General features: G+C 69.1%; 20 protein-coding genes and 1 riboswitch. Of the genes, 2 read left to right on the top strand and 18 right to left on the bottom strand.

Annotated features, from left to right (window positions below; genetic code table 11):
* Positions 1-128: 128 nt before the first annotated feature.
* The 6 genes from KGQ91_RS05390 to KGQ91_RS05365 all read right to left on the bottom strand — a co-directional run bounded on the left by KGQ91_RS05390 (position 129) and on the right by KGQ91_RS05365 (position 5,963).
* Positions 129-860, bottom strand: coding sequence for an AraC family transcriptional regulator (locus KGQ91_RS05390; RefSeq protein WP_224420474.1), 732 nt, complete (start codon positions 858-860; stop codon positions 129-131).
* Between the two features lie 75 nt (positions 861-935).
* On the bottom strand, positions 936-1,757 hold the full coding sequence (locus KGQ91_RS05385; RefSeq protein WP_224420473.1) for a UDP-2,3-diacylglucosamine diphosphatase: 822 nt from the start codon (positions 1,755-1,757) through the stop codon (positions 936-938).
* A 112-nt stretch (positions 1,758-1,869) separates the two neighbouring features.
* Complete coding sequence (locus KGQ91_RS05380; RefSeq protein WP_224420472.1) at positions 1,870-2,208, bottom strand: cation transporter; 339 nt, start codon at positions 2,206-2,208, stop codon at positions 1,870-1,872.
* Between the two features lie 53 nt (positions 2,209-2,261).
* Positions 2,262-4,577, bottom strand: coding sequence for a copper-transporting P-type ATPase (locus tag KGQ91_RS05375; protein ID WP_224420471.1), 2,316 nt, complete (start codon positions 4,575-4,577; stop codon positions 2,262-2,264).
* 86 nt (positions 4,578-4,663) lie between these two features.
* Positions 4,664-4,915 carry an SHOCT domain-containing protein gene (locus tag KGQ91_RS05370; protein WP_224420470.1) on the bottom strand — a complete coding sequence of 84 codons (252 nt, stop codon included), beginning with the start codon at positions 4,913-4,915 and terminating at the stop codon, positions 4,664-4,666.
* A gap of 313 nt (positions 4,916-5,228) precedes the next feature.
* Entirely contained in the window at positions 5,229-5,963 is a 735-nt protein-coding gene (locus KGQ91_RS05365; RefSeq protein ID WP_224420469.1) for a DUF4396 domain-containing protein, read from the bottom strand.
* A gap of 182 nt (positions 5,964-6,145) precedes the next feature.
* On the opposite strand from KGQ91_RS05365, the gene KGQ91_RS05360 reads away from it, so the two are divergent.
* Positions 6,146-6,604 (top strand): hypothetical protein, encoded by a 459-nt coding sequence (locus KGQ91_RS05360; RefSeq protein ID WP_224420468.1) that lies wholly within the window; start codon positions 6,146-6,148, stop codon positions 6,602-6,604.
* A 10-nt stretch (positions 6,605-6,614) separates the two neighbouring features.
* Here the strand turns inward: KGQ91_RS05360 and KGQ91_RS05355 are convergent, their stop codons facing one another.
* The 4 genes from KGQ91_RS05355 to metK all read right to left on the bottom strand — a co-directional run bounded on the left by KGQ91_RS05355 (position 6,615) and on the right by metK (position 11,554).
* Entirely contained in the window at positions 6,615-7,871 is a 1,257-nt protein-coding gene (locus KGQ91_RS05355; protein ID WP_224420467.1) for a cation:proton antiporter, read from the bottom strand.
* Between the two features lie 105 nt (positions 7,872-7,976).
* Positions 7,977-9,380 carry an adenosylhomocysteinase gene (ahcY, locus tag KGQ91_RS05350; RefSeq protein ID WP_377172873.1) on the bottom strand — a complete coding sequence of 468 codons (1,404 nt, stop codon included), beginning with the start codon at positions 9,378-9,380 and terminating at the stop codon, positions 7,977-7,979.
* Between the two features lie 26 nt (positions 9,381-9,406).
* Positions 9,407-9,489: riboswitch (S-adenosyl-L-homocysteine riboswitch) on the bottom strand.
* Positions 9,490-9,684: 195 nt separating this feature from the next.
* Entirely contained in the window at positions 9,685-10,077 is a 393-nt protein-coding gene (locus tag KGQ91_RS05345; RefSeq protein ID WP_163647843.1) for a hypothetical protein, read from the bottom strand.
* 256 nt (positions 10,078-10,333) lie between these two features.
* Positions 10,334-11,554 (bottom strand): methionine adenosyltransferase, encoded by a 1,221-nt coding sequence (gene metK / locus KGQ91_RS05340; RefSeq protein WP_163647844.1) that lies wholly within the window; start codon positions 11,552-11,554, stop codon positions 10,334-10,336.
* A gap of 532 nt (positions 11,555-12,086) precedes the next feature.
* On the opposite strand from metK, the gene tkt reads away from it, so the two are divergent.
* Complete coding sequence (tkt, locus tag KGQ91_RS05335; RefSeq protein WP_163647845.1) at positions 12,087-14,081, top strand: transketolase; 1,995 nt, start codon at positions 12,087-12,089, stop codon at positions 14,079-14,081.
* 117 nt (positions 14,082-14,198) lie between these two features.
* On the opposite strand, the gene KGQ91_RS05330 is transcribed toward tkt, so the two are convergent.
* The 8 genes from KGQ91_RS05330 to glnL form a co-directional block, all read right to left on the bottom strand.
* The gene (locus tag KGQ91_RS05330) at positions 14,199-15,251 is read right to left on the bottom strand and encodes a class I fructose-bisphosphate aldolase (protein ID WP_163647846.1); all 1,053 of its coding nucleotides are present in this window, start codon (positions 15,249-15,251) and stop codon (positions 14,199-14,201) included.
* A gap of 234 nt (positions 15,252-15,485) precedes the next feature.
* On the bottom strand, positions 15,486-16,988 hold the full coding sequence (locus tag KGQ91_RS05325; protein ID WP_163647847.1) for a tripartite tricarboxylate transporter permease: 1,503 nt from the start codon (positions 16,986-16,988) through the stop codon (positions 15,486-15,488).
* A gap of 13 nt (positions 16,989-17,001) precedes the next feature.
* Positions 17,002-17,463, bottom strand: coding sequence for a tripartite tricarboxylate transporter TctB family protein (locus KGQ91_RS05320; RefSeq protein ID WP_224420465.1), 462 nt, complete (start codon positions 17,461-17,463; stop codon positions 17,002-17,004).
* Positions 17,464-17,471: 8 nt separating this feature from the next.
* The gene (locus tag KGQ91_RS05315) at positions 17,472-18,467 is read right to left on the bottom strand and encodes a Bug family tripartite tricarboxylate transporter substrate binding protein (protein WP_224420464.1); all 996 of its coding nucleotides are present in this window, start codon (positions 18,465-18,467) and stop codon (positions 17,472-17,474) included.
* Positions 18,468-18,489: 22 nt separating this feature from the next.
* Complete coding sequence (locus tag KGQ91_RS05310) at positions 18,490-19,719, bottom strand: CaiB/BaiF CoA transferase family protein (RefSeq protein WP_224420463.1); 1,230 nt, start codon at positions 19,717-19,719, stop codon at positions 18,490-18,492.
* 5 nt (positions 19,720-19,724) lie between these two features.
* Positions 19,725-20,675, bottom strand: coding sequence for a hydroxymethylglutaryl-CoA lyase (locus tag KGQ91_RS05305; RefSeq protein ID WP_224420462.1), 951 nt, complete (start codon positions 20,673-20,675; stop codon positions 19,725-19,727).
* A 426-nt stretch (positions 20,676-21,101) separates the two neighbouring features.
* Complete coding sequence (glnG, locus tag KGQ91_RS05300) at positions 21,102-22,511, bottom strand: nitrogen regulation protein NR(I) (RefSeq protein ID WP_224420461.1); 1,410 nt, start codon at positions 22,509-22,511, stop codon at positions 21,102-21,104.
* Between the two features lie 85 nt (positions 22,512-22,596).
* Complete coding sequence (gene glnL, locus KGQ91_RS05295; protein WP_224420460.1) at positions 22,597-23,640, bottom strand: nitrogen regulation protein NR(II); 1,044 nt, start codon at positions 23,638-23,640, stop codon at positions 22,597-22,599.
* Positions 23,641-23,653 lie beyond the last annotated feature (13 nt).

Raw genomic sequence — 23,653 nt, 5'->3', positions numbered from 1 at the left:
GGAGGCATCCTCTCCCACAAGCCCCTTCAGGGCCCGCACCGTCGGGGATAAATCTTCTTCCCCGCCAGGCCGACCAGCCCCCGTTTAGCCGGGTGGGCCCCCGTGACCAGTCCGGTGGGTTTACACGGCTAGCTGGAAGCTCGGTCCCTCAAGGCCCGGCGCCATTCACCGGGCGGACGGCCGACATGACGGCGGAAGACCCGCGAGAAGTGCGCCGCGTCGGCGAAGCCGCAGGCCAGGGCGATCTCGGTGAGCGAGGCGCGGGGATCGCGCAGCAGCTCGCGGGCCCGGGCGAGCCGCTGTGCGGTCAGCCACACATGCGGCGACTGCCCGGTCAGGGCACGGAACTGGCGGGCGAACGCCGCCTCGGCGAGGTGACAGCACGCCGCCATCTCGGCGACGCGCCAGGGATGGGCGAGATCGGCGCGAATCGCCGGCAGCAGATGCAGCAGGCGCAAGCGGGGCGACGCCACGCCACGCCCGCCGGTGGCGAGCACGGCCTCCAGCCAGCCGGCCAGCGCCGAGGGCGTCCGGCCGTCGAGACCACGCCCCTGCTCGGCCAGCGCCCGGGACAGGCGACGCGCCGGCCGCGATACCAGCCCCTCCAGCGCCAGCGACTGGCACCAGGCGACCGGCAGGTCGAGCACCAGCACCCGGTTGTCGCCCGGGGCCAGATAATGGTGGACGTCGCCGGCGGCCACCGGCGCCAGCACCCCGGGCGCGACGCGGGTGGCGCGCCCCGCCGCCTCGAGCTCGACGTGGCCGTCGAGGCCCAGCAGCAGCTGGTGGAATTCATGGCGATCGCTCAGCACGCGGTCGGGATAGTCGCGCGCCTCGACCAGCGGGACGGTGGTGGCCACCCGGGACTCCCGTTCTCGAAGCTGGCCCGCCAGTGTGCCACAGATGCGGGCGTCTCAGAGGGATATACCCGCCCCTCAGGCGTTGATCAGCACGCCCGGCGTGGGCGGCGGCGCCGGCACCACGTGCGGCTCGGTGGCCAGCGTGCGCCCCTGCCAGTCGACCAGCCGCAGGCGGCCGTCGGGCAGTTCGGCGAGCGCCGTGCAGTGCTCCACCCAGTCGCCGTCGTTGGCATAGAGCACACCATAGCCCGCCCGGAACCCGGCCTGGTGGATATGCCCGCCGATGTAGCCGTCCAGCCCCTCGCGCCAGGCCTGATGCAGCGCGGCCTGCTCGAACTGGGCGATGTAGCGCCGGGCGCTGCCGAGGCGCCGCTTGAGGGCACTGGCCAGCGACCAGTAGGGCAGCCCCAGGGTGCGCCGCAGGCCGTTGCACCAGCGATTGAGGCGCAGCACGAACTGGTGCATGCCGTCGCCCAGCGCCAGCAGCCAGGGCGCGATGCGCACATGGGTGTCGAACTCGTCGCCGTGGCTGACCAGGAAGCGTCGGCCGTCGGCCAGCTCGTGGATCCAGCGCCGCTCGATGCGCACATTGTGGATGCGCAGCCCGCTCAGGCGCCGGAAGGCCGCGTCATGGTTGCCGGGAATGTAGATCACCTCGCAGCCGCCGCGTGCCAGGCGCAGGATGCGCGCCACCAGCTGCTGCTGGGCGGGCGGCAGCACCGCCCGCCGGCGCATGGCGATCAGGTCGACCACGTCGCCGACCAGATACAGCCGCTCGGGACGCGCGCGGCGCAGCAGTCGGCTAAGCAGTGCCGCCTGGCAGTCCGGCGTGCCGAGATGCACATCGGAGATGAACAGGGTGCGGCAGGCGTCGACGATCTCGGACGGGGTGCTCATGGAAGGGCCTCCTGACAAGCGCGGCCCCATGTTCCGCGATGTCGATGACTCCTGGGTGGCACCCCGATGATGATTCGGTGACGACGCCCTGCCGCACCACCCATCGGCGGGATCAGTGGCAGCTCCAGGGCTCCTGGCTGGCGTTGTCCTTGATGTTCTGGTCGACGAAGCGGTAGTGGTTCTCCCTGACCCGCTCCCACCAGCCGTTGCTGACCGTGATGGCGTGACGCGACAGGATCGTCCGGATGTGATCGAGACACAGCCGCGTCGCGTCGTAGGCCACGTCGAGCCGCCGCTTGCGCGGCAGGTAGGTGACGCTCTCGAGACCGAACAGGGCATCGATCTCGCCGATGGCCGCCTGCAGGGCCGACTCGCTGCAGGCCCTGAGCCTGAGCTTGCGGGTCACCAGGTTGGCCTCGGAGACACCGAGGCGGCGTTCCTTGTCCGACATGCAGAACCTCCTCTTGTCGACTGGGTAAGACTTTGGAAACACAGGCATCCTGCTCAGATCGTCTGGTGACGCAGTCGCAGGGAATTGGCCACCACCGATACCGAGCTGAACGACATCGCCGCCGCGGCGATGATCGGCGACAGCAGGATGCCGAAGGCCGGATAGAGCACACCGGCGGCGACCGGCACGCCCACGCTGTTGTAGACGAAGGCGAAGAACAGGTTCTGCTTGATGTTGCGCAGGGTGGCGCGGCTGAGCCGGCGGGCGCGCACGATGCCGCGCAGGTCACCCTTGACCAGCGTCACCCCGGCGCTCTCCATGGCCACGTCGGTACCGGTGCCCATGGCGATGCCGACCTGGGCCTGGGCCAGCGCCGGGGCATCGTTGATGCCGTCGCCCGCCATGGCCACGAAGCGCCCCTCGGCCTGCAGCGCCTTGACCTTCTCGGCCTTCTGCTCGGGCAGCACCCCGGCGATCACCTCATCGATGCCCAGCTGACCGGCGACCGCCTGGGCCGTGGTCCGGCTGTCGCCGGTCAGCATGACGATGCGGATGCCCTCGTCATGCAGCGCCTCGATCGCTTCCCGGGTCGTCGCCTTGATCGGGTCGGCGACGGCGACCAGCCCGGCGGGCCGGCCGTCGACGGCGACGAACATCGCGGTCTTGCCCTCGCCGCGCAGGGCCTCGGCACGCTCGGCGAGCGAGTCAGCCTCGACGCCCTCGGCGTCCATCAGGGCGCGGTTGCCCAGCGCCACGACCCGGTCGCCGACCCGGCCCTTGACGCCCTGCCCGGTCACCGATTCGAAGTCGGTGTAGCGCTCGGGAGCGATGTCGCGCTCCGCCGCCCCCTGGACGATCGCCGTCGCCAGCGGATGCTCGCTGCCGCGCTCCAGGGTGGCGGCCAGGCGCAGCACCTCGTCCTCCGCGAAGCCCTCGCCGGCGACCACGTCCTGCAGCCGCGGGCGCCCCTCGGTGAGGGTGCCGGTCTTGTCGACGATCAGGGTGTCGACCCGGCGCAGGGTCTGGATCGCCTCGGCGTTCTTGAACAGCACCCCGGCCGAGGCCCCCTTGCCGCTGGCCACCATGATCGACATCGGCGTGGCCAGCCCCAGCGCGCACGGGCAGGCGATGATCAGCACCGCCACGGCGTTGATCAGCGCATAGGCCATCGCCGGCTCGGGCCCCCACAGCGCCCAGACCGCGAAGGTCACCACGGCGGCCAGCACCACGGTGGGCACGAAGTAGCCGGCGACCACGTCCACCAGGTTCTGGATCGGCGCCCGGCTGCGGCTGGCATCGGCGACCATCTGCACGATCTGCGACAGCAGGGTGTCGCTGCCGACGCGCCGGGCCTCGATGACCAGCGAGCCGGTGCCGTTGATGGTCGCGCCGATGACCTCCTCGGCCTCGCCCTTCTCGACGGGCATGGGTTCGCCGGTGATCATCGATTCGTCCACCGAGGAGCTGCCCTCGACCACCACGCCGTCCACCGGCACCTTCTCGCCGGGGCGCACGCGCAGCCGATCGCCGATCCGGATCTGTTCCAGCGGCACATCGGACTCGCTGCCGTCGTCGGCGATACGCCGTGCGGTCCTGGGCGCCAGCCCCAGCAGGGCCTTGATCGCGCTGTTGGTCTGGCTGCGTGCACGCAGTTCCATGACCTGGCCGAGCAATACCAGCGTCACGATCACCGCGGCGGCCTCGAAGTAGACGCCCACCTGCCCCGTCGCGTCGCGGAAGGAGGGCGGAAAGAGCTGCGGGAACAGCGTGGCGACCAGGCTGTAGAGATAGGCGACCCCGACGCCAAGCGCGATCAGGGTGAACATGTTGGGATTCCAGCCGATCACCGAGCGGTAGCCGCGCACGAAGAACGGCCAGCCGCACCACAGCACCACCGGCGTCGACAGGGCCAGTTCCAGCCAGATGCGCACCTCGTGCGGAATCCAGGCCTCCAGCGACAGGCCGGGCACGTGCTGGCCCATCGCCAGCAGGAACACCGGTGTCGCCAGGGCCAGGGCGACCCACAGGCGCCGGGTCATGTCGATCAGCTCGGGATTCTTCTCCTCCTCGGCGGTGACCTGACGCGGCTCCAGGGACATGCCGCATTTCGGGCAGCTTCCCGGTTCGTCACGGGCGATCTCGGGATGCATCGGGCAGGTCCACTCGGTGCGGGTGGCCGGCGCCTGGGGTGCCACCGGCTCCAGTGCCATGCCGCACTTCGGGCATTCGCCCGGGGCGTCGCTTTGCACCTCGGGATGCATCGGGCAGGTGTAACCGCCCGGCTCGGCATCCCTGGGCGTATCCGGCGGTGCCTCTTGAGCCTCGGCGGCATGGGGCGAGGCGTGAACGGCGTGGTGTTTCGGGGGCATGGCCACCTCCTGCCTGGGAGGAAGAACGCAACGAAAGACTCCTCGCCGCCCCCGGCACGCGGCCGATCAACGGCGAGGGCGAGGCATCACTCCGACAGGTCGCGCTTGCGCGCCTCGAACTCCTGGCGGTCGATTTCCCCGCGCGCGTAGCGTTGGCGAAGGAGCTCCAGGGCATCCGGCGCCGTCCGGTGCGAACGGGCGCGATGGCCGGTGAGGCGCATGACCAGCATCACGATCAGCGCGATCACCAGCCCCCAGAAGAGCACCATCATGACGCCGCCGAAGAGCATGTGCCCCCAGCCCGCGCCGCTCATGTATCCCGTCATGTCATGCCACATGGCTGCCTCCCCGACTTGTCGGCTCCACCATCCACGGCCGCACAATGGCATCCCCCTGCCGGCCATCCGACGCCCGGGCCATCATGGCCGGGCTTGAAGAACAGCGTAAGACTTGCGGGTTGCCCAAGGGTCAAGTGGCAACGTCCGGGAAGGCGGGCCATCAAGACGCTCCCATGACCCCGGTCAACGAAAGCCGTTCTTGTGCCTCTCTTGAACTCGCCCGCCCCGACCTTCGACACGCGCCGCCGGGCCACGAAAAAGGGCCCGCGAGCGGGCCCTTCCGTGCCATTGCGGCGGAGGCAGCGAGAAGCGCTTACATCGCCTCCTTGACGCCGCGCTGGATCAGCCACCAGTTGACCGGGTAGGCGGTCAGGAAGCCGAAGCCCATGGCGATCTGCATCATGAACCAGAAGTGGATGGTGTCGACGTGCAGCTTCATCCCGAAGACCACCGCAAAGAGGTAGAAATGCGCAAAGGCCATGAAGCCGTACATGCCCACCTGCCAGGCGGTCAGCGACAGGGTGTCGGCCTTGATCGCCTGGACGAGCGCCTGGCCCGGCGAGAGGTCCTGCATCGGCTTGATCGAGTAGTACTGGAAGGCAATGCCGAACAGGAAGGCGAGGATGTAGTCGAGCACCCAGACGGCGAAGATCTTGTCCTCGAAGATGCCCTTCCAGCCCAGCCAGACGGCGATGGTCGGCATCAGGAAGGCCGCCCACTCCGCGACGATGTCACCCAGCGAGCAGCCACTGCCGCAATGCAGCGTGCCCTTGGCCACCTTGACCGGGAACGGCGTGTCGCGCTTGTGGGGTGGCGTCTCGCCCTTCTGCATGGCCGGATGAGCGATCTCGTCGGCGGCCAGACGCCCGTACTTGCGATAGGCGTAGAGCACCGGCAGGTGGCCGAACAGCGCGCAGGCCGGCCACACCACGTTCATGATGGTCATGTGCTGCGGATGCCGGCGCAGGTCGCCGATCACGTAGAGGGCACTGGCGAAGCCCAGCAGCACGGAAATCCAGGCCAGTACGGTCAACCAGTCGGGAATCATGACGGGACTCCTTTCCACGACAATGATGAATGGAATACGCAATCCCTACCCAAGGTAGACCCCTTGTCCGGCACCGGGGCAAGCCGGGGCGCGGCATCCGCAAGCTTGACGCGCATCAAGCCCGCCGCCCCGACTTGACCCATAATGAAGATATCGCCATCTCGTCGATGTGGAGGGTCACGATGCGTGTCGAAACCCTGGAGGATGCCCTGGAGTGGGCGCGACGCACCCATGTGCGGCTGGCCGGTCAGATCGAGCGTGACCTGGGCAAGGTCAACGACGAGCGCGCGCAGATGCTGCTGACCTACCTGGCCAAGCACGAACGCACACTGAGCGAAACGCTGGAAATGGCGCGTCACGACGCCTCGCCGGCGGCCTTGCACACCTGGTGCTACGAGTATTTCGAGAATGCACCGAGCCACCCCGAGAGCCACGAGGCGAGCGATTTCCGCGATCTGGCGCCGGACGCCATCATGCGCAAGGTGCTGGCCGAGCACGAACACATCGGCGAGCTGTTCCGCTACCTGCGCGACCAGGTCGAGACGCCCACCGCCCACGAGCTGATCGACAACCTGGTCTCCCTCGAGGAGCACGAGACCATGCGCCTGGTCCGCGACGCCGAGCGGATGGAGGATCTGTAGGGCGCGCCCCTCAAGGCGCCGTGCGTGACGCGTCCGCCTTTCCCAGCAACCGCGTGACCAGCCGGCCGATGGTCGGCCCCTGGACGAGGATCGAGAACAGCACCACCAGGTAGGTCACGGTCAGCAGCACGTCGCGCGCCTCGCCCTCCGGCAGGGCCAGCGCCAGGGCCACCGAGATACCGCCGCGCAGCCCGCCCCAGGTGAGGATGCGTGTCGACCCCCGGCGAAAGCCGAGGCGCTCGCGCAGCAGCACGACCGGGATCCCGACGGTGACGAAGCGCACCGCCAGGACGGCCACCACCAGCCCGGCGCCCACCCACAGGTAGGCCGGCTCGAAGGGGATCAGCAGCACCTCGAGGCCGATCAGCACGAACAGCAGGGTATTGAGGATCTCGTCGACCAGCTCCCAGAACGCGTCCAGATAGCGGCGGGTGGTCGTCGACATGGCGCTGTGGCGTGCCTTGTTGCCCACCAGCAGGCCGGCGACGACCATGGCGATGGGCCCCGAGACATGCAGCTGCCGGGCCAGGGCATAGCCGCCCAGCACCACCGCCAGCGAGATCAACACCTCGACGCGATAGTCGTCGATGCCGCGCATCGTCACATAGGCGAGACCGCCGATGCCCAGCCCCAGCAGCGCCCCGCCGCCGGCCTCCTGCAGGAACAGCGTGCCGGCGTGGGCCGCCGTCAGCGGCGTCTCGCCGGTGAGGCCGTCCAGCAGCAGCGTGAACACCACCACCGCCACCCCATCGTTGAACAGCGACTCGCCGACGATGCGCAGCTCCAGATCCTCCGGCGCCCCGGCCCGGCGCAGGATGCCCAGCACGGCGATGGGGTCGGTCGGCGCGATCAGAGCCCCGAACACCAGACACGCGAGCCACGGCACCGCCAGGCCGAACAGCGTGCACAGCCCCTTGGCCGCGGCGCCGATCGCCAGGGTCGAGACCGCCACCCCCAGCGTCGCCAGGAAACCGATCGACCAGCGGTAGCGGCGCAGCGCCGCCAGGTCGACATGCAGGGCGCCGGCGAACAGCAGCAGCGAGAGCATGCCGTCCATCAGCAGCCGGGTGAAGTCGATCCGCGACAGCCAGGCCTCGGCCTCGGCGTGGATGGCCGGCAGCCCCAGCCAGGCCGCGCCCTGCAGGGCCCCCGACAGCACCAGGGCGATGGCCATCACCCCGATGGGGCTGGGCAGGCCGACGACGCGATGATTGAGCCACGCCAGCGCCGCCGTCAGCGAGACCACGATCGCAATGAGATCCAGCATGAGATGTCCTCGACGTTTCCTGGCCAGGGGACCTGGTGGCCCGGCCACGAAAACGCCGCCCCGGGAACGGGGCGGCGTCGGTTGAGCGCCCGAAGTCGGGCGGGCTCAGTAGCGGTAGGCGTCCGGCTTGTAGGGGCCGTCGACCGCCACCCCGGTGTAGCGGGCCTGGTCCTCGGTCATGCGCGTGACCACGCCGCCGAAGCCCTCGACCATGTAGCGGGCCACTTCCTCGTCCAGCGCCTTGGGCAGCACGCTGACGCTCAGCCCGCCGGCCTTGGCGTCGTCGGTGAGCTCGGCGAACTTGTGCTCGAAGAGGTGGATCTGCGCCAGCACCTGGTTGGCGAAGGAGCCGTCCATGATGCGTGACGGGTGGCCAGTGGCGTTGCCCAGGTTCACCAGGCGCCCCTCGGAGAGCAGGATCAGGTAGTCGTCGCTGGTCGGGTCGTAGTCGTCCGGGTCGCTGTCGCGATAGATCTTGTGGACCTGCGGCTTGACCTCTTCCCAGTGCCACTGGCGGCGCATGTAGGCGGTGTCGATCTCGCTGTCGAAGTGACCGATGTTGCACACCACCGCGCCCTTCTTGAGCGCCTTGAGCATCGGCGCATCGCAGGCGTTGATGTTGCCGGTGCAGGTCACCACCAGATCGATGCGCCCGAGCAGGTCGCGGTCGATGCTCTCGACGCCCCGATTGACGCCGTCGGCGTAGGGCGAGACCACCTCGTAGCCGTCCATGCAGGCCTGCATGGCACAGATCGGGTCGATCTCGCTGACCTTGACGATCATGCCCTCCTGGCGCAGCGAGGCCGCCGAGCCCTTGCCCACGTCGCCGTAGCCGACCACCAGCGCCTGCTTGCCGGCCATCAGGTGGTCGAGCCCGCGCTTGATGGCATCGTTGAGGCTGTGGCGGCAGCCGTACTTGTTGTCGTTCTTGGACTTGGTGACGGCATCGTTGACGTTGATCGCCGGCACCCTGAGCGTGCCCTCGCGCAGCATTTCCTGCAGGCGGTGCACGCCGGTGGTGGTTTCCTCGGAAATGCCGTGGATGGCCTCGAGCAGCTCCGGGCGCTTGTCGTGGAGCAGGGCGGTCAGGTCGCCGCCGTCGTCGAGCACCAGGTTGGGCGTCCAGCCGTCCGGGCCTTCCACCGTCTGTTCGATGCACCACCAGAACTCCTCCTCGGTCTCGCCCTTCCAGGCGAACACCGGGATGCCGGCGGCGGCGATCGCCGCGGCGGCGTGATCCTGGGTGGAAAAGATGTTGCAGGAGGACCAGCGCACGCTGGCGCCGAGCTCGATCAGGGTCTCGATCAGCACCGCGGTCTGGATGGTCATGTGGATGCAGCCGGCGATGCGCGCGCCCGCCAGCGGCTGCTGATCGCGATACTTGGCGCGGATCTTCATCAGCGCCGGCATTTCGGTCTCGGCGATGCGAATCTCGCGGCGCCCCCACTCGGCCAGGTCGATGTCGGCGACCCGGTGGTCCGGCAGGGTAGCGGATTGCGCGTTGGCCATTGCTGTCATCGTCTTACTCCATTCCGGGGGAATGGGCGCCGTTGCGATTGACGACCGCCTGTCCGAGCCTCGCGCATGGGTCTCATGCGCTGCAGCGCCCCTCGGACGGCAGCTTCACGACTCCGATACGGCACGCGACCGTGCCAGCAGTTCACTACAGGATGGCCGGGTTTGCAATCGCGTCGCCTACGCGCATGTCGCCTGCACGCAGTCACCCCCCGCAGGGGGGTCGGTACTGAAAGAGAACGGGGCGACCGTGATGGCCGCCCCGGAGGACAACGATGGCGGTCAGGCGTCCATCGTCCTACTGGGTGGTGTCCTCCTCGTCGCTGCCGGCCTCGCCGGTACCGGTTTCCTGGGTCGTCGAGCCGTCACCGCCGGAGCCGTTCTGCATCTCGCCGGTGGTACTCGCGCTGTCGCCCGAGTCGCTCTGCATGTCCATGTTGTCGCTGGAGTCGGCCATGTCACCCGTCTGGCCGGTCTCCGAGGAAGTGCTGTTCTGCGAGGTGCTCGATGCCTCGCTCGTGCCGGTGGCGGAACCCTCCGTCGAGCCGGACGACGCGGTGCTCGACGTCTCGGTGGCCGTGGACGACTGGCCGCCGTCACCGGCCGCGTCATCGCTGTCGTCGCCGCAGCCGGCCAGCAGCACGGCGGAGAGAGCCAGCGCGGCAATCCAGGGTATCTTGCGATCTAGCATGGTCGAATCCTCATTCCGTGGATAAACGAACCCTTCATTGTCATTCCCTGATGGACCTGTTGTTCTCTCAGCGTAGACGGCCCCTGCCCGTTTCCCCAAACCGCGAGTGCGAGTCCCGGGCCCGGGCAGGCACGGCCTTCTCGAACACTGTTCGACATCGCATGATGGCATGGGTTCCCCTTGCGGCGCCAGCCCGACGCAAGATGCCCCGCACGGGGCGGGGCATCGAGGGAAGGCGGTCGCTGGTGGCGCCGGCTCAGAGGTCGGCGGCAGCGCGCAGCGCCTCGGCACGGTCGAGCTTCTCCCACGGGAAGGCGGTGAAGGTCTCGTGCTGGGTCTCGCCGTTGACGTCGGTCCAGGTATAGGTGTGCTCGAACGGCTCGCGACCGAAGTGGCCGTAGGAGGCGGTCAGCTGATACATGGGATGCTGCAGGTCGAGCATGCGGGTGATCGCGTAGGGACGCAGGTCGAAGTGCTCGCGCACCAGCTCGATGATCCTGTCGTCGCTGATCCGGCCGGTGCCGAAGGTGTTGATCGACACAGAGGTCGGCTCGGGAACCCCGATCGCGTAGGAGACCTGGATCTCGCACTTGTCGGCCAGCCCGGCGGCGACCACGTTCTTGGCCACGTAGCGCCCGGCATAGGCGGCGCTGCGGTCGACCTTGGAGGGGTCCTTGCCGGAGAAGGCGCCGCCGCCGTGACGCGCCATGCCGCCGTAGGTGTCGACGATGATCTTGCGCCCGGTGAGCCCGCAGTCGCCGACCGGCCCGCCGATCACGAACTTGCCGGTGGGGTTGATGTGGTACTTGGTGGACGACGTCAGCCACTCGGCCGGCAGCACCTGCTCGATGATCTCGCGGCGCACCATCTTGCGCAGGTCGTCCTGGTCGATCTCCGGGTCATGCTGGGTCGAGAGCACCACCGCGTCCACCGCCACCGGCTTGCCGTCCTCGCCGTAGCGGAAGGTCACCTGGCTCTTGGCGTCCGGGCGCAGCCACGGCAGCATGCCGTTCTTGCGCAGCTCCGACTGACGCTCGACCAGCCGGTGCGCGTAGTGGATCGGCGCCGGCATGTAGGACTCGGTCTCGTTGGTCGCGTAGCCGAACATCAGCCCCTGGTCCCCGGCGCCCTGATCCTCGGGCTTGGTGCGGTCGACGCCCTGGGCGATGTCCACGCTCTGCTTGCCGATCAGGTTGAGCACACCGCAGGTCTCGCCGTCGAAGCCGACATCCGAGGAATCGTAGCCGATGTCCAGGATCACCTTGCGCACCAGGTCCTCGAGGTCGACCCAGGCGCTGGTGGTGATCTCGCCGGCGACGATCGCCACCCCCGTCTTGACCATGGTTTCGCAGGCCACGCGTGCCTGCTTGTCGCGGGCGATGATGGCGTCCAGCACCGCGTCGGAAATCTGGTCGGCGATCTTGTCCGGATGCCCTTCGGACACGGATTCGGATGTGAACAGGGAGTATTCGCTCATGACGTGCTCGACCCTCTCTTAGGCTGTCCGTTAGCGTCAGATGATGAAGGGTGACTTGCTGCGGCGTCACGCCCCTGAGACGACAGGGCGGCAACGTGCGACCTTCCGGCGCGGCGAGGCATCGCCGGGCCCGGGGGTCCCGAGTCTACACGCTGCCCGTCCGGCTGCCTAGCGAGGCCCCGCCGCGCGGGCCCGGAGCAAGCGCAGATAGCGGCATGGCTCAGGCTGAACCGGCAACAGGTCTACGAGGGGCGCTATAAACCCTTCCATGGGCACTACTTTGGCCATCCATGGCCAAAAACCCCCTTTACGACCTGTTACCGGTTCATCGCTATTAACAACGTCGATAGCCCCGCCACACGGGCCGTGGCGATTTGATGGCGGGCAGGTTCTCGGCGACAATACGGCGCTGATTTCCGCGTGTCGCCCGCCCGGCGGCGCGCTCCAGCCAATCAGGAAGAGGTACGCGGCCGCCCGACCCGCACGCACAGCCGCGACCGCTGCCCATTTGCCGCAGGCGAGGAGCTAGAGAATGCCGTCCCGTTTCGAGTTGGCGAATGCCATCCGCGCGCTGTCCATGGACGCCGTGCAGAAGGCCAAGTCAGGCCACCCCGGCGCCCCCATGGGCATGGCCGACATCGCCGAGGTGCTGTGGAACGATTACCTCAAGCACAACCCGGCCAATCCGCACTGGGCCGACCGCGACCGCTTCGTGCTGTCCAACGGTCACGGCTCGATGCTGCTCTATTCGCTGCTTCACCTGTCCGGCTACGACGTCACCCTGCAGGACCTGCAGAACTTCCGTCAGCTGCACTCGCGCACGCCGGGCCACCCGGAGCTGGGCTACACCCCGGGCGTGGAGACCACCACCGGCCCGCTCGGCCAGGGCCTGGCCAATGCCGTGGGCATGGCCATCGCCGAGCGCACCCTGGCGGCGCAGTTCAACCGCCCCGGCCACACCGTGGTCGACCATCACACCTACGTGTTCCTGGGCGACGGCTGCCTGATGGAGGGCATCTCCCACGAGGCCTGCTCGCTGGCCGGCACCCAGGGCCTGGGCAAGCTGATCGCCTTCTACGACGACAACGGCATCTCCATCGACGGCGAGGTCGAAGGCTGGTTCACCGACGACACCGCCAAGCGCTTCGAGGCCTACGGCTGGCATGTGGTGCCCAACGTCGACGGTCACAAGCCCGAGGAGATCAAGGCGGCCATCGAGATGGCGCGCACTCACGACGACCGCCCCAGCCTGATCATCTGCAAGACGGTCATCGGCTTCGGCGCGCCCAACAAGCAGGGCACCGAGTCCTGCCACGGCGCGCCGCTGGGCGACGACGAGATCGCCGCGGCGCGTCAGCAGCTGGGCTGGCCGCATCCGCCCTTCCACGTGCCCGAGGCGCTCTACGGCGCCTGGGACGCCACCGAGCGCGGCGCGGCCGTCGAGCAGGACTGGCAGAGCCGCTTCGAGCGCTACCAGGCCGAGCACCCGGAACTCGCCAAGGAGCTCAGCCGGCGCCTCAAGGGCGAGCTGCCCAGCCCGCTGTCCAGCGAGAAGCTCATCCAGGACGCCCAGGAGAAGGCCGAGACCCTGGCCAGCCGCAAGGCCTCGCTGGGCTGTCTCAACGCGCTCGGCCCGCAGCTGCCCGAACTGCTCGGCGGCAGCGCCGACCTGGCACCGTCCAACCTGACCTTCTGGAAGGGCGCCCGCGCCATCAATCGTGACCATCACGACGGCAACTACCTGCACTACGGGGTCCGCGAGTTCGCCATGGGCGCGATCATGAACGGCATCAGCGCCCACGGCGGCTTCATCCCCTACGGCGCCACCTTCCTGACGTTCATGGAGTACATGCACAACGCGGTGCGCATGGCCGCGCTGATGAATCGCCAGGCAATCTACGTGTTCACCCACGACTCCATCGGCCTGGGCGAGGACGGCCCCACCCACCAGCCGATCGAGCAGCTCAGCGCCCTGCGCTCGACCCCCAATCTCTCGACCTGGCGCCCGTGCGACGCCACCGAGACCGCCGCCGCCTGGCATTCCGCCCTGCACCGCCGCGGCGCGCCCACCGCGCTGGTGTTCTCGCGCCAGAATCTCGCCGCCCAGCAGCGCGACAAGCACCAGCTGGCCGACATCCAGCGCGGCGGCTACGTGCTCAAGGACAGCGACGACCCGGCCGAGGCGGTGCTGATCGCCACCGGCTCCGAGGTCGACCTGGCGATGCAGGCCGCCGATGAGCTGGAGGCCAGGGGCAAGGCGATCCGTGTGGTGTCGATGCCGTCGACCGACACCTTCGACGCCCAGCCGCAGAGCTACCGCGACAGCGTGCTGCCGCCGGCCCAGCGCAAGCGGGTGGCCATCGAGGCCAGCCATCGCGCCTACTGGTACAAGTACGTGGGGCTGGACGGGCGCATCATCGGCATGAACAGCTTCGGCGAATCCGCCCCGGCGGGCGATCTGTTCAAGTACTACGGCTTCACCGTCGACAACGTCGTCGCCGAGGTCGAGGCGCTGCTCGCGGAATGACCGCGCGTCGCCGCTGACACCGGACGCGGCGAGAAAGCAACAGGGGGCACGGCCATCGGCCGTGCCCCCTGTCGTTTCGGACCCGCTGTTTCAGGCCACTGATGAACCGCGGGCGCGTCAGGCCACGGTCACGTCCTTCGCCAGATAGACGTCCTGGATGGCATTGAGCAGCTCGACGCCTTCCTTCATCGGCTTCTGAAACGCCTTGCGACCGGAGATCAGGCCCATGCCGCCGGCCCGCTTGTTGATCACCGCGGTGCGCACCGCCTCGCCCAGGTCGGAATGGCCCTTGGAGCCGCCGCCCGAGTTGATCAGGCCGATGCGCCCCATGTAGCAGTTGGCCACCTGATAGCGCGCCAGGTCGATGGGGTTCTCGGAGGTCAGCTCGTCGTAGACCTTGTCATGAGTGTGACCGAAGCCCACTGCCCGATAGCCGGCGTTGGTCTCGGCCAGCTTCTGCTTGACGATGTCCGCCTTGAGGGTGGCCGCCAGATGGATCGCCTGGCCGGTCAGGTCCGAGGCGACATGGTAGTCGGTGCCGTCCTTCTTGAAGGCCGGGTTGCGCAGGTAGGCCCACAGCACCGTGACCATGCCCAGCTCGTGGGCGCGTTCGAAGGCCTCGCTGATCTCCTCGATCTGGCGCCGGCTTTCCGGCGAGCCGAAGTAGATGGTCGCGCCGACCGCCACACAGCCCATGGCATGCGCCTGCTCCACCTGGGCGAACAGCGTCTGGTCGTAGAGCGCCGGGTAGGTCAGCGTCTCGTTGTGGTTGAGCTTGAGCATCATCGGGATCTTGTGGGCGTAGCGCCGCGCCACCGACGACAGCACCCCCAGCGTCGAGGCCACGCAGTTGCAGCCGCCCTCGATCGCCAGCTCGATGATGTTGGCCGGGTCGAAGTAGAGCGGGTTGGGGGCGAAGGAGGCGCCCGCGGAGTGCTCGATGCCCTGATCGACCGGCAGGATGCTCACGTAGCCGGTACCGCCCAGCCGTCCGTGGTTGAAGATCGACTGGAGGTTGCGCAGCACGTGCGGGCTGCGATCGGTATCGGTCATCACCCGATCGATGAAGTCCGGTCCCGGCAGGTGCAGGGTATCCCGGGGGAAGCCCCGGCAGGTGTGGTTGAGCAGGCTGTCGGCCTCGTCACCCAGCAGCTTGGCGATATCCGTCATGATCTTGCGCTCCTCCCTAGAGAGTGGTCCTTGCAATACCCGCGATCGCGGGGTCCATCCTCCCATCTTGACGTCTCGCGCGAATGCTTTCCAGCCTGAAGGCATAGCGCCGCCTCGACTCGGGCTAACACGGCGACAGGTCTGCGAACGGGGCCGGCCCGGGGCGCCATGAACCTTTCCCAGGCCCCCTTGCCATCCCCAACCTCGATTTCCCCTGACTTGCAGGCCCGGCGGTCACCCCGCCTCGGGCGTTCGCCTGATCCACCAGGCGTAGACCAGCCCGGCCACCATCAGGGTGGCGGCGAAGGCATAGATGCCCACCGAGATGCCGCTGCCGACCAGGATGCTCCAGTCGCCGCCGGAGATCGCCAGGGCACGGCGCAGGTTGAACTCCATCTCCCCGCCCAGCAGCAGCCCCAGCACCACCGGCACGGCCGGCATGTGCAGCTTGCGCAGCCCATAGCCGAGCACGCCGAACGCCAGCATGACGTAGAGATCGAAGGGGCTGTTGTTGAGCGAGTAGACGCCCACGAACGCCACCAGGATCACCACCGGCATCAGCAGCCACGAGGGCGCGCGCAGCACCCGGGCAAACAGCCCGACCAGCGGCACGTTCAGCACCAGCAGCATGACGTTGCCGATGAACAGCGCCGCCACCAGCCCCCACACCATGTCGGGCTGCTGATCGAACAGCAGCGGCCCCGGCGTGATGTTCATGGACAGCAGCAGCGCCAGCAGGATGGCCGTCGTCCCGCTGCCCGGAATGCCCAGCGACAGCATGGGGATCAGCGCACCGCCGGCGGCGGCATTGTTGCCGGCCTCGGGGGCCGCCACGCCGCGCGGGTCGCCGTTGCCGAAGTCACCCTGGCGCCCCAGCCAGCGCTTCTCCAGCGTGTAGGAGAGGAAGCTGCCCAGCGAGGCCCCGGCGCCCGGCAGCACGCCGGCGATGAAGCCGATCAGCGAGCCGCGGGCGATGGTCGCCTTGCACGCCCCGGCGCGGCGCATGCCGGGGATCGCCGAGCCCAGCTCGCGGCTGGCGCCGGTGGTCTGGTGGCGATCCTCGAGGAAGAGCAGGCACTCCGAGATGGCGAACAGCCCGACCAGCGCGGCGATGAAGTCGATGCCGTCATACAGCTCGTACCAGCCGAAGGTGTAGCGCGACACGCCGCTGGCCGGGTCGAGCCCCACGGTGCCCAGCAGCAGGCCCAGGCAGGCGGCCAGCAGGCTCTTGGTGAAGCTGCCGCTGGTCACGCCGCCGATGGTGGCGAAGGCCAGCATGAACAGCGCGAAGTACTCGGCGGGGCCGAAGCGGATGGCAAACCCCACCAGCAGCGGCGCGAAGAGTGTCAGACCGATGGTCGCCACGGTGGCGCCGACGAACGAGGCCACGGCGGACAGACCCAGCGCCTCGCCGCCGCGCCCCTTGAGCGCCATCGGGTAGCCGTCGAGGGTGGTCATCATCGCCGGCTCGTCGCCGGGGATGTTGAGCACGATCGAGCTGATGCGCCCGCCGTACATGGTGCCGTAGTAGACGCTGACCAGCAGGATCAGCGCGGCGGTGGGCGACAGCCCGAAGTTGAACGCCAGCGGGATCAGCAGCGCCACGCCGTTGACCGGCCCCAGCCCCGGCAGAGCCCCGATCAGCGTGCCCACGGCACAGCCGATCAGGGCCAGAAGCAGGTTCTGGGGCTCGAGGGCGACCGCGAACCCGTGCAGCAGAAAGCCGAGAATCTCCATGTCATGTCCGCTCTCAGAGGCCGAGGCCGGGGATGTCGGGCAGCGGAATGCCCAGCGCGAACTCGAACAGCAGGTAGAGGATGACAGTCAGCGACGCGCCGCTGACCAGGGCCTGCCGCCAGGCGGCATCGAACAGCCGCATCAGCAGCACGCTGCCGACCAGCGTCGCCGGCAGAAAGCCCCAGGGCTCGAGAAAGGCGGCGTAGCCGCCCAGCAGCACCAGCAGCCCGGCCTGGCGCAGCAGCGCCGCCCGTCCGGGCCAGCGCTCGTTGATGCCGGGGCGCACCAGCAGGTACAGCGCCAGCAGCCCCAGCGGCACGCAGACCAGGCGCGGGAACACGTCCGGCCCCACCGCCTGATGAAAGCCGGTCACGAAGGTCCGGGCGTGCCACCAGGCCGCGATCGCCAGCAGCAGGAGCACGGCCCCGGCGAGGCGATCGCCGAGGGCCGAGGCGTGCGACGCTGGTGAAGGCACATCCACCGTCACTGGATGACCCCGATCTCCCGGGAGATGCTCTCGACCTTGTCGGCCGTGTCACGCACGAAGGCGTTGAACTCGTCGCCGCCGCGCCACAGCGGCACCAGGCCGTTGCGTTCGGCGACCTGCTTCCATTCCGGCGAGTCGTAGAGGGTCTTCAGGGTGTCGACCATCGACCGGTAGTCGGCATCCGACACCTCGCCGCCGGTATAGAAGCCGCGCCAGTTGTAGCCGGTCACGTCATAGCCCTGGGACACCGCCGTGGGCAGGTCCTCGAAGGGCGGCGCCAGCGGCTTGTCGGCGAGCACGGCCAGCACACGGACATCGCCCGACTTGATGAAGCCGGCGATCTCGCCCAGATCCGTGGACACGGCATCCACGTGGCCACCCATCATCTGGGTCACGGCGGGGCCGCCGCCATCGAACTGCACCCAGCGCACGCTGCCGATCTGGTCATCGGGCAGCCCCGCCGCCTCGGCGAGCATCAGCGCGCGGATATGGTCCCAGCCGCCGACCCCGCTGGAGCCAGCCATGACCACCGAGGAAGGGTCGTCGACCATCGCCTCGAGCAGGCCGTCGAGGGACTGGTAGGGGCTGTCGTCATCGACCAGCACCACGCCCACGTCGGTGCCCAGCATGCCCAGCCAGCGCATGGTGTCGACGCCGCCGGGGTAGCGCCCCTGGGCGATCTGGGTGATCCCCACGGTGCTGGTGGCCACGATCAGGTCGCTGTCGTCGGCGCGCTTGCCGGCGACGTTGGAAAACGCCACGGCGCCCACCCCGCCGGGCATGTTGACCACCTTGACGGGATTGTCGACCAGGTCGAGGTCGTAGAGCAGCTTGCCGACGCTGCGGCAGGTGAAGTCCCAGCCGCCGCCCGGGTCGGCCGGCGCGATGCATTCACTGATGGGCAGCGCCTGGCTCGGCGTGCTGACGCTCAGGCCCAGCCCCAGCAGGGCCGCGGCGGCGACGGTGTGCAGGGATCGCGGAGAGATAGCCATGTTGTTGTTCCTTGTGTCGGTGTCATCTCGGGGTCGCTGGAGTGTCGAGGGTTCCGATCACGCCCTCGTCGTGCAGTGCCTGGATGGCCGCGTCATCGAGTCCCAGCCCGGCCAGGATCTCGCGGGTGTGTTCCCCCAGGGCCGGCACCGGGCGGTAGACCGCGGCCGGCGCCTCGCTCATCTTGACCGGGAAGCCGGTGGTGGGCACCCGGCCGTGTTCGCCCTGATCGAGCTCCAGGCGCATCTGCTGGGCCTGAACCTGGGGGTCGTCGAAGGTCTCGCGCAGGCTGTGGACGCGCCCGCAGGGCACCCCGGCCGCGTTGAGATGCTCGATCCATTCGGCCACGCGGCGCGTGCCGATGATCGCATTGAGGCGTTCGCGCAGCGCCTCGCGATGGGCCATGCGCCCGGCATTGTCGGCGAAGCGCGCGTCGTCGAGCAGCTCGAGGCAGCCCAGCGCGCGCAGCAGCCGTTCGACCATGGTGTCGTTGCTGGGCGCGATCGCCACGTCGCCGTCGCTGGCCTTGAACAGGCCGTAGGGATAGACCATCGGATGGTCGTTGCCGGTACGCGCCGGCACCTGGTCGGTGGCGAAATACTCGGCGGCGAGATAGCCCATCATGCTGATCAGACCGTTGGTCAGCGCGGTCTCGACGATATCGCCCCGGCCGGTGCGTTCGCGGCGCACCAGGGCGGCACAGATGCCGAAGGCCAGGTTCTGGCTGGCGACCATGTCGCTGAGCGGCGGCGCGGCGCGCATGGGCTCGCCGTCGGCCGGGCCGTTGACGCTCATGAAGCCGCTCATGGCCTGGGCGATGAAGTCGTAGGCCGGGCGGTCGCGATACGGCCCCTCGGAACCGAAGCCGTTGATGCGCCCCACCACCAGGCGCGGGAAGCGCTCGCGCAGCGTGGCATCGTCCAGCCCCATCTTGCCCAGCACGCCGGGGCGGAAGTTCTCGACCAGCACATCGGCCTCCTCGAGCAGCCGCCAGAGGATCGCCTTGCCGCGCGCGCTGCGCAGGTCCAGCGTCAGCGAGCGCTTGTTGCGATTGAACTGGGCGAAGTACCAGCTGAAGCCCCGGACCTTGTTGCCCTGGGAGCGCACCACGTCGCCGTGTTGCGGCGGCTCGATCTTGATCACGTCGGCGCCGTGGTCGCCGAGCATCTGGGTACAGAAGGGGCCGGAAATCACCCGCGTGAGGTCGATGACGCGGATGCCCTCGAGGGAGCCGGTCGTCGGCGATGCCTGCATCCTGCCTACCCCCGGGCCGTGGCGACGGCGTCGCCGTCGCTGAGTGACAGCCGTGGCCCGGCCCTGGACACCTGGGCGGGCAACGCTCGGCCCATCAGCCGCGAGGCCAGCCCCGACGCCTCGATCAGGGCCGGCAGATCGATGCCGGTGTCGATGCCCATCTCGGTAAGCAGGTAGACCAGGTCCTCGCTGGCGATATTGCCGGTGGCCCCGGGCGCGAAGGGGCAGCCGCCCAGCCCGCCGATGGAACTCTCGTAACGGGCGATGCCCAGCGACAGCCCCTGCATCACGTTGGCCAGGCCGATGCCGCGGGTATTGTGGAAGTGCAGGGTCGGCGACAGGGAGGGCGCCACCTCGCGCAGGTGGCGAATGCGTTCCGTGACCAGCGGCGGCGTCGCCATGCCGGTGGTGTCGCCCAGCGACACGCGCCGCGCGCCGAGATCGACGAAGGCGCGGGCGATGTCGCCCACCGCGGCGACGTCGACATCGCCCTCGAAGGGACAGCCGAAGGCCGTGGCGATGGCACCGCGCACTTCGACGCCGCTGCCCTCGAGCAGTCGCGCGATCTCCGTGAAACCGGCCAGCGAGGCGGCGATGTCGCGATTGACGTTCCGGGCGTTGTGGGTCTGCGAGGCCGAGACGAACAGCACCACCGAGTCGACACCGGCGGCGAGCGCCCGTTCGGCACCGCGCACGTTGGGCACCAGCGCCGACCAGTGCACGCCCTGGACATCCTCCAGCGCCGCCACCAGCTCCGCGGCATCGGCCAGCGCGGGCACCGCCCGCGGGCTGACGAAGGAGGTCAGCTCGAACTCGCGGACTCCGGCGGCCACCAGCGCACGCACCAGCGCCACCTTGTCCTCGGTACTCAGGTGCCGCGCTTCGTTCTGCAGGCCATCGCGCAGGCCCACTTCGGTGACGTGCACTCGCGATGGCATCGGCTGGGACTGATCCATGGCAGGGGGGACCTCGTAAACCAGATTGCCGGTGGTATATGAGCCTACCCTTGCCAAGCCGCGTCGCAAAAGCGCGACTTTGGTCGTTCGTGACAGCCCCGAAACCCTCGACTACGCCGCGTCGCGCCGTCGCCTCACGCCTCACGCCTCACGCCTCACGCCTCAGGCCGAGACGGCGACGTCACTGTTCACTCCTCGGCCAGCGCCGGCAGCAGCACCTTCAGCTTGCCGGACCTGATAAAGAGGGGGTGTTGCGCCCCCAGACCAGCCGTTCCAACTTCTACGGATGAGACGGCGACGTCACTGTTCACTCCTCGGCCAGCGCCGGCAGCAGCACCTTCAGCTTGCCGGACCTGATAAAGAGGGGGTGTTGCGCCCCCAGACCAGCCGTTCCAACTTCTACGGATGAGACGGCGACGTCGCTGTTCATTCCTCGGCCAGTGCCGGCAGCAGCACCTTCAGCTTTCGGGTCAGGGTGTTGCGCCCCCAGCCCAGCAGCTCGGCGGCCTCGCCCTTGCGCCCGCCGGTGTGCTTGAGCGCAGTCTCGATGAGGATGCGCTCGAAGTCCGGCACCGCCTCCTCCAGCAGGTGGGTGTGGCCGGCGGCCAGGGCGCGGTCGGCCCACTCGCGGAAGGCGCCGCGCCAGTCGCCGCCGGCGGCCTCGGTGCCCTCGACGTCGCGCAGTTCCGGCGGCAGGTCGTCGACGAGCACCTCGCGGCCCGAGGCCATCACCGTCAGCCAGCGGCAGGTGTTCTCGAGCTGGCGCACGTTGCCCGGCCAGGCCAGCCGGGTGAGATGCTGCTCGGCCTCGCGGGTCAGCACCTTGGGCTCGGTGGCCAGCTCCCTGGCGGCCTCGGCGAGGAAGTGCTGGGCGAGCCGCGGGATGTCCTCGCGGCGCTCGGCGAGCCTGGGCAGATGCACGCGAATCACGTTGAGGCGATGGAACAGATCCTCTCGGAAGCGCCCGTCCTCGACCAGCTTCTCGAGGTTCTGGTGGGTGGCGGCGATGATCCGCACGTCGACCTTGACCGGCGTGTGGCCGCCGACCCGGTAGAACTCGCCGTCGGCCAGCACGCGCAGCAGGCGGGTCTGGGTGTCGGGCGGCATGTCGCCGATCTCGTCGAGGAACAGCGTGCCGCCGTCGGCCTGCTCGAAGCGCCCGCGACGCTGGGCGGTGGCCCCGGTGAAGGCGCCCTTCTCGTGGCCGAACAGCTCGGACTCCATCAGGTCCTTGGGGATCGCCGCCATGTTCAGGGCGATGAACGGGTGTGCCCGGCGCGGGCTGTGCTGGTGCAGCGCCTGGGCGACCCGTTCCTTGCCGGTCCCCGACTCGCCGTTGATCAGCACGGTGATGTGCGACTGCGAGAGCCGGCCGATGGCGCGGAACACCTCCTGCATGGCCGGCGCCTCGCCGATGATCTCGGTGGTCAGCCCTTCCGGCGGGCGGGCCGGGGCCTGGCGCTCGCGGGCGTGGGCCACGGCGCGGCGCACCAGCGCCAGCGCCTCGTCGACGTCGAACGGCTTGGGCAGGTACTCGAAGGCCCCGCCCTGGTAGGAGGCCACCGCGCTGTCCAGGTCGGAGTGCGCGGTCATCACGATCACCGGCAGGTCGGGATGGGCCTCGCGCAGCCGCGCCATCAGGTCCAGGCCGTCCAGCCCCGGCATGCGGATATCGGTGAGCAGCACGTCCGGCGGCCGGTGCAGCAGGCTCTCCAGCGCCGTGTCGGCGCGGTCGAAGCTGGTCACGTCCAGGTCGGGCTGGGCCAGGGCACGCTCCAGCACCCAGCGAATGGCACGGTCGTCGTCGACGATGACGATGCGAGCGGCGTCGGTCATGAGGCCCTCCAGCGGGTAGCAGCGGGTTCGCCTCCGGCGAACGTCACGAGGGGCGCGCCGGCGGCGCGATGGGATGTCTGCCGGTTCATGCGCAACACTCCAGCGGAATCAGCAGGCGAAACTCCGTGCACCCGGGCTGCGAGTCGCACTCGATCAGGCCCTGGTGCTGGTGCAGGATCGACTGGGCGATCGACAGCCCCAGCCCGCTGCCCTCGGCACGCCCCGAGACCATCGGGTAGAACAGCGTCTCCTGGAGCGCGGCGGGAATCCCCGGGCCGTTGTCGATGACCGCCACCTCGCAGACCAGCCGATGGCGCTCGGCGCCCAGGGTGAACTGGCGCCGGGCCCGGGTACGCAGCGTCAGGCGCGGCGCGGCGACGGCACTCTCCTCCAGGGCCTGCACGGCATTGCGGGCGACGTTGAGCACCGCCTGGATCAGCTGCGCCTCGTCGCCGTGCAGGTCCGGCAGGCTGGGGTCGTAGTCGCGCGCGTACTCGACCCGCGGGTGCTCGGCCTCGAGCAGGGCCCGGACCCGCTCGAGCACCTTGTGGATGTTGAGCGGCTCGTGGCCGATGGGGCGATTGGGGCCGAGCATGCGATCGACCAGATCGCGCAGGCGATCGGCCTCCTCGACGATCACCCGGGTGAACTCGGCCAGCTGCGGGTCCGGCAGGTCGCGCTCGAGCAGCTGGGCGGCGCCGCGGATGCCGCCCAGCGGATTCTTGATCTCGTGAGCCAGCCCGCGCGAGAGCACCTTGATGGTCTCCTGACGGGTGATCAGCGCCTCCTCCCGGGAGATGCGCATCAGCCGGTCGCGAGGCTCGATCTCGAGCAGCAGCTCATTGTCCGACAGCGGCGTGGCCGTGAAGTCCACCGTGACCGGCTCGCCGCCGGCGGGCAGCAGCACGGCCTCGCGCTGGGTGAAGGGATGCCGGGCCGCCAGCGCCTTGGACAGCACCGCCGCGATGGCGCCGCCGTCGCCTTCCAGGCAGTCCAGGCGCGTGCCCCTGACCCGGCTCTCGCTGACCGCCAGCAGCGCCTCGGCGGCGGGATTCAGCCAGCGCACGCGCAGCGCGTCGTCCAGGTAGACGACCGCGGTGGTCAGGTTCTCCAGCAGGCGTTGATACATGGTGCGCTCTCCC

Source organism: Modicisalibacter tunisiensis (assembly GCF_020148005.1).
Lineage (GTDB): Bacteria > Pseudomonadota > Gammaproteobacteria > Pseudomonadales > Halomonadaceae > Modicisalibacter > Modicisalibacter tunisiensis.
The sequence above is the reverse complement of the archived record's forward strand: the minus strand, read 5'-3'. Positions and strand labels throughout refer to the sequence as shown.

Bases quoted from the DNA above. Each gene is read 5' to 3' on its own strand.
- KGQ91_RS05385 (WP_224420473.1), bottom strand. From the start codon at position 1,757: ATGAGCACCCCGTCCGAGATCGTCGACGCCTGCCGCACCCTGTTCATC.
- KGQ91_RS05380 (WP_224420472.1), bottom strand. From the start codon at position 2,208: ATGTCGGACAAGGAACGCCGCCTCGGTGTCTCCGAGGCCAACCTGGTG.
- KGQ91_RS05375 (WP_224420471.1), bottom strand. From the start codon at position 4,577: ATGCCCCCGAAACACCACGCCGTTCACGCCTCGCCCCATGCCGCCGAG.
- KGQ91_RS05370 (WP_224420470.1), bottom strand. From the start codon at position 4,915: ATGTGGCATGACATGACGGGATACATGAGCGGCGCGGGCTGGGGGCAC.
- KGQ91_RS05365 (WP_224420469.1), bottom strand. From the start codon at position 5,963: ATGATTCCCGACTGGTTGACCGTACTGGCCTGGATTTCCGTGCTGCTG.
- KGQ91_RS05360 (WP_224420468.1), top strand. From the start codon at position 6,146: ATGCGTGTCGAAACCCTGGAGGATGCCCTGGAGTGGGCGCGACGCACC.
- KGQ91_RS05355 (WP_224420467.1), bottom strand. From the start codon at position 7,871: ATGCTGGATCTCATTGCGATCGTGGTCTCGCTGACGGCGGCGCTGGCG.
- ahcY (WP_377172873.1), bottom strand. From the start codon at position 9,380: ATGGCCAACGCGCAATCCGCTACCCTGCCGGACCACCGGGTCGCCGAC.
- KGQ91_RS05345 (WP_163647843.1), bottom strand. From the start codon at position 10,077: ATGCTAGATCGCAAGATACCCTGGATTGCCGCGCTGGCTCTCTCCGCC.
- metK (WP_163647844.1), bottom strand. From the start codon at position 11,554: ATGAGCGAATACTCCCTGTTCACATCCGAATCCGTGTCCGAAGGGCAT.
- tkt (WP_163647845.1), top strand. From the start codon at position 12,087: ATGCCGTCCCGTTTCGAGTTGGCGAATGCCATCCGCGCGCTGTCCATG.
- KGQ91_RS05330 (WP_163647846.1), bottom strand. From the start codon at position 15,251: ATGACGGATATCGCCAAGCTGCTGGGTGACGAGGCCGACAGCCTGCTC.
- KGQ91_RS05325 (WP_163647847.1), bottom strand. From the start codon at position 16,988: ATGGAGATTCTCGGCTTTCTGCTGCACGGGTTCGCGGTCGCCCTCGAG.
- KGQ91_RS05315 (WP_224420464.1), bottom strand. From the start codon at position 18,467: ATGGCTATCTCTCCGCGATCCCTGCACACCGTCGCCGCCGCGGCCCTG.
- KGQ91_RS05310 (WP_224420463.1), bottom strand. From the start codon at position 19,719: ATGCAGGCATCGCCGACGACCGGCTCCCTCGAGGGCATCCGCGTCATC.
- KGQ91_RS05305 (WP_224420462.1), bottom strand. From the start codon at position 20,675: ATGGATCAGTCCCAGCCGATGCCATCGCGAGTGCACGTCACCGAAGTG.
- glnG (WP_224420461.1), bottom strand. From the start codon at position 22,511: ATGACCGACGCCGCTCGCATCGTCATCGTCGACGACGACCGTGCCATT.
- glnL (WP_224420460.1), bottom strand. From the start codon at position 23,640: ATGTATCAACGCCTGCTGGAGAACCTGACCACCGCGGTCGTCTACCTG.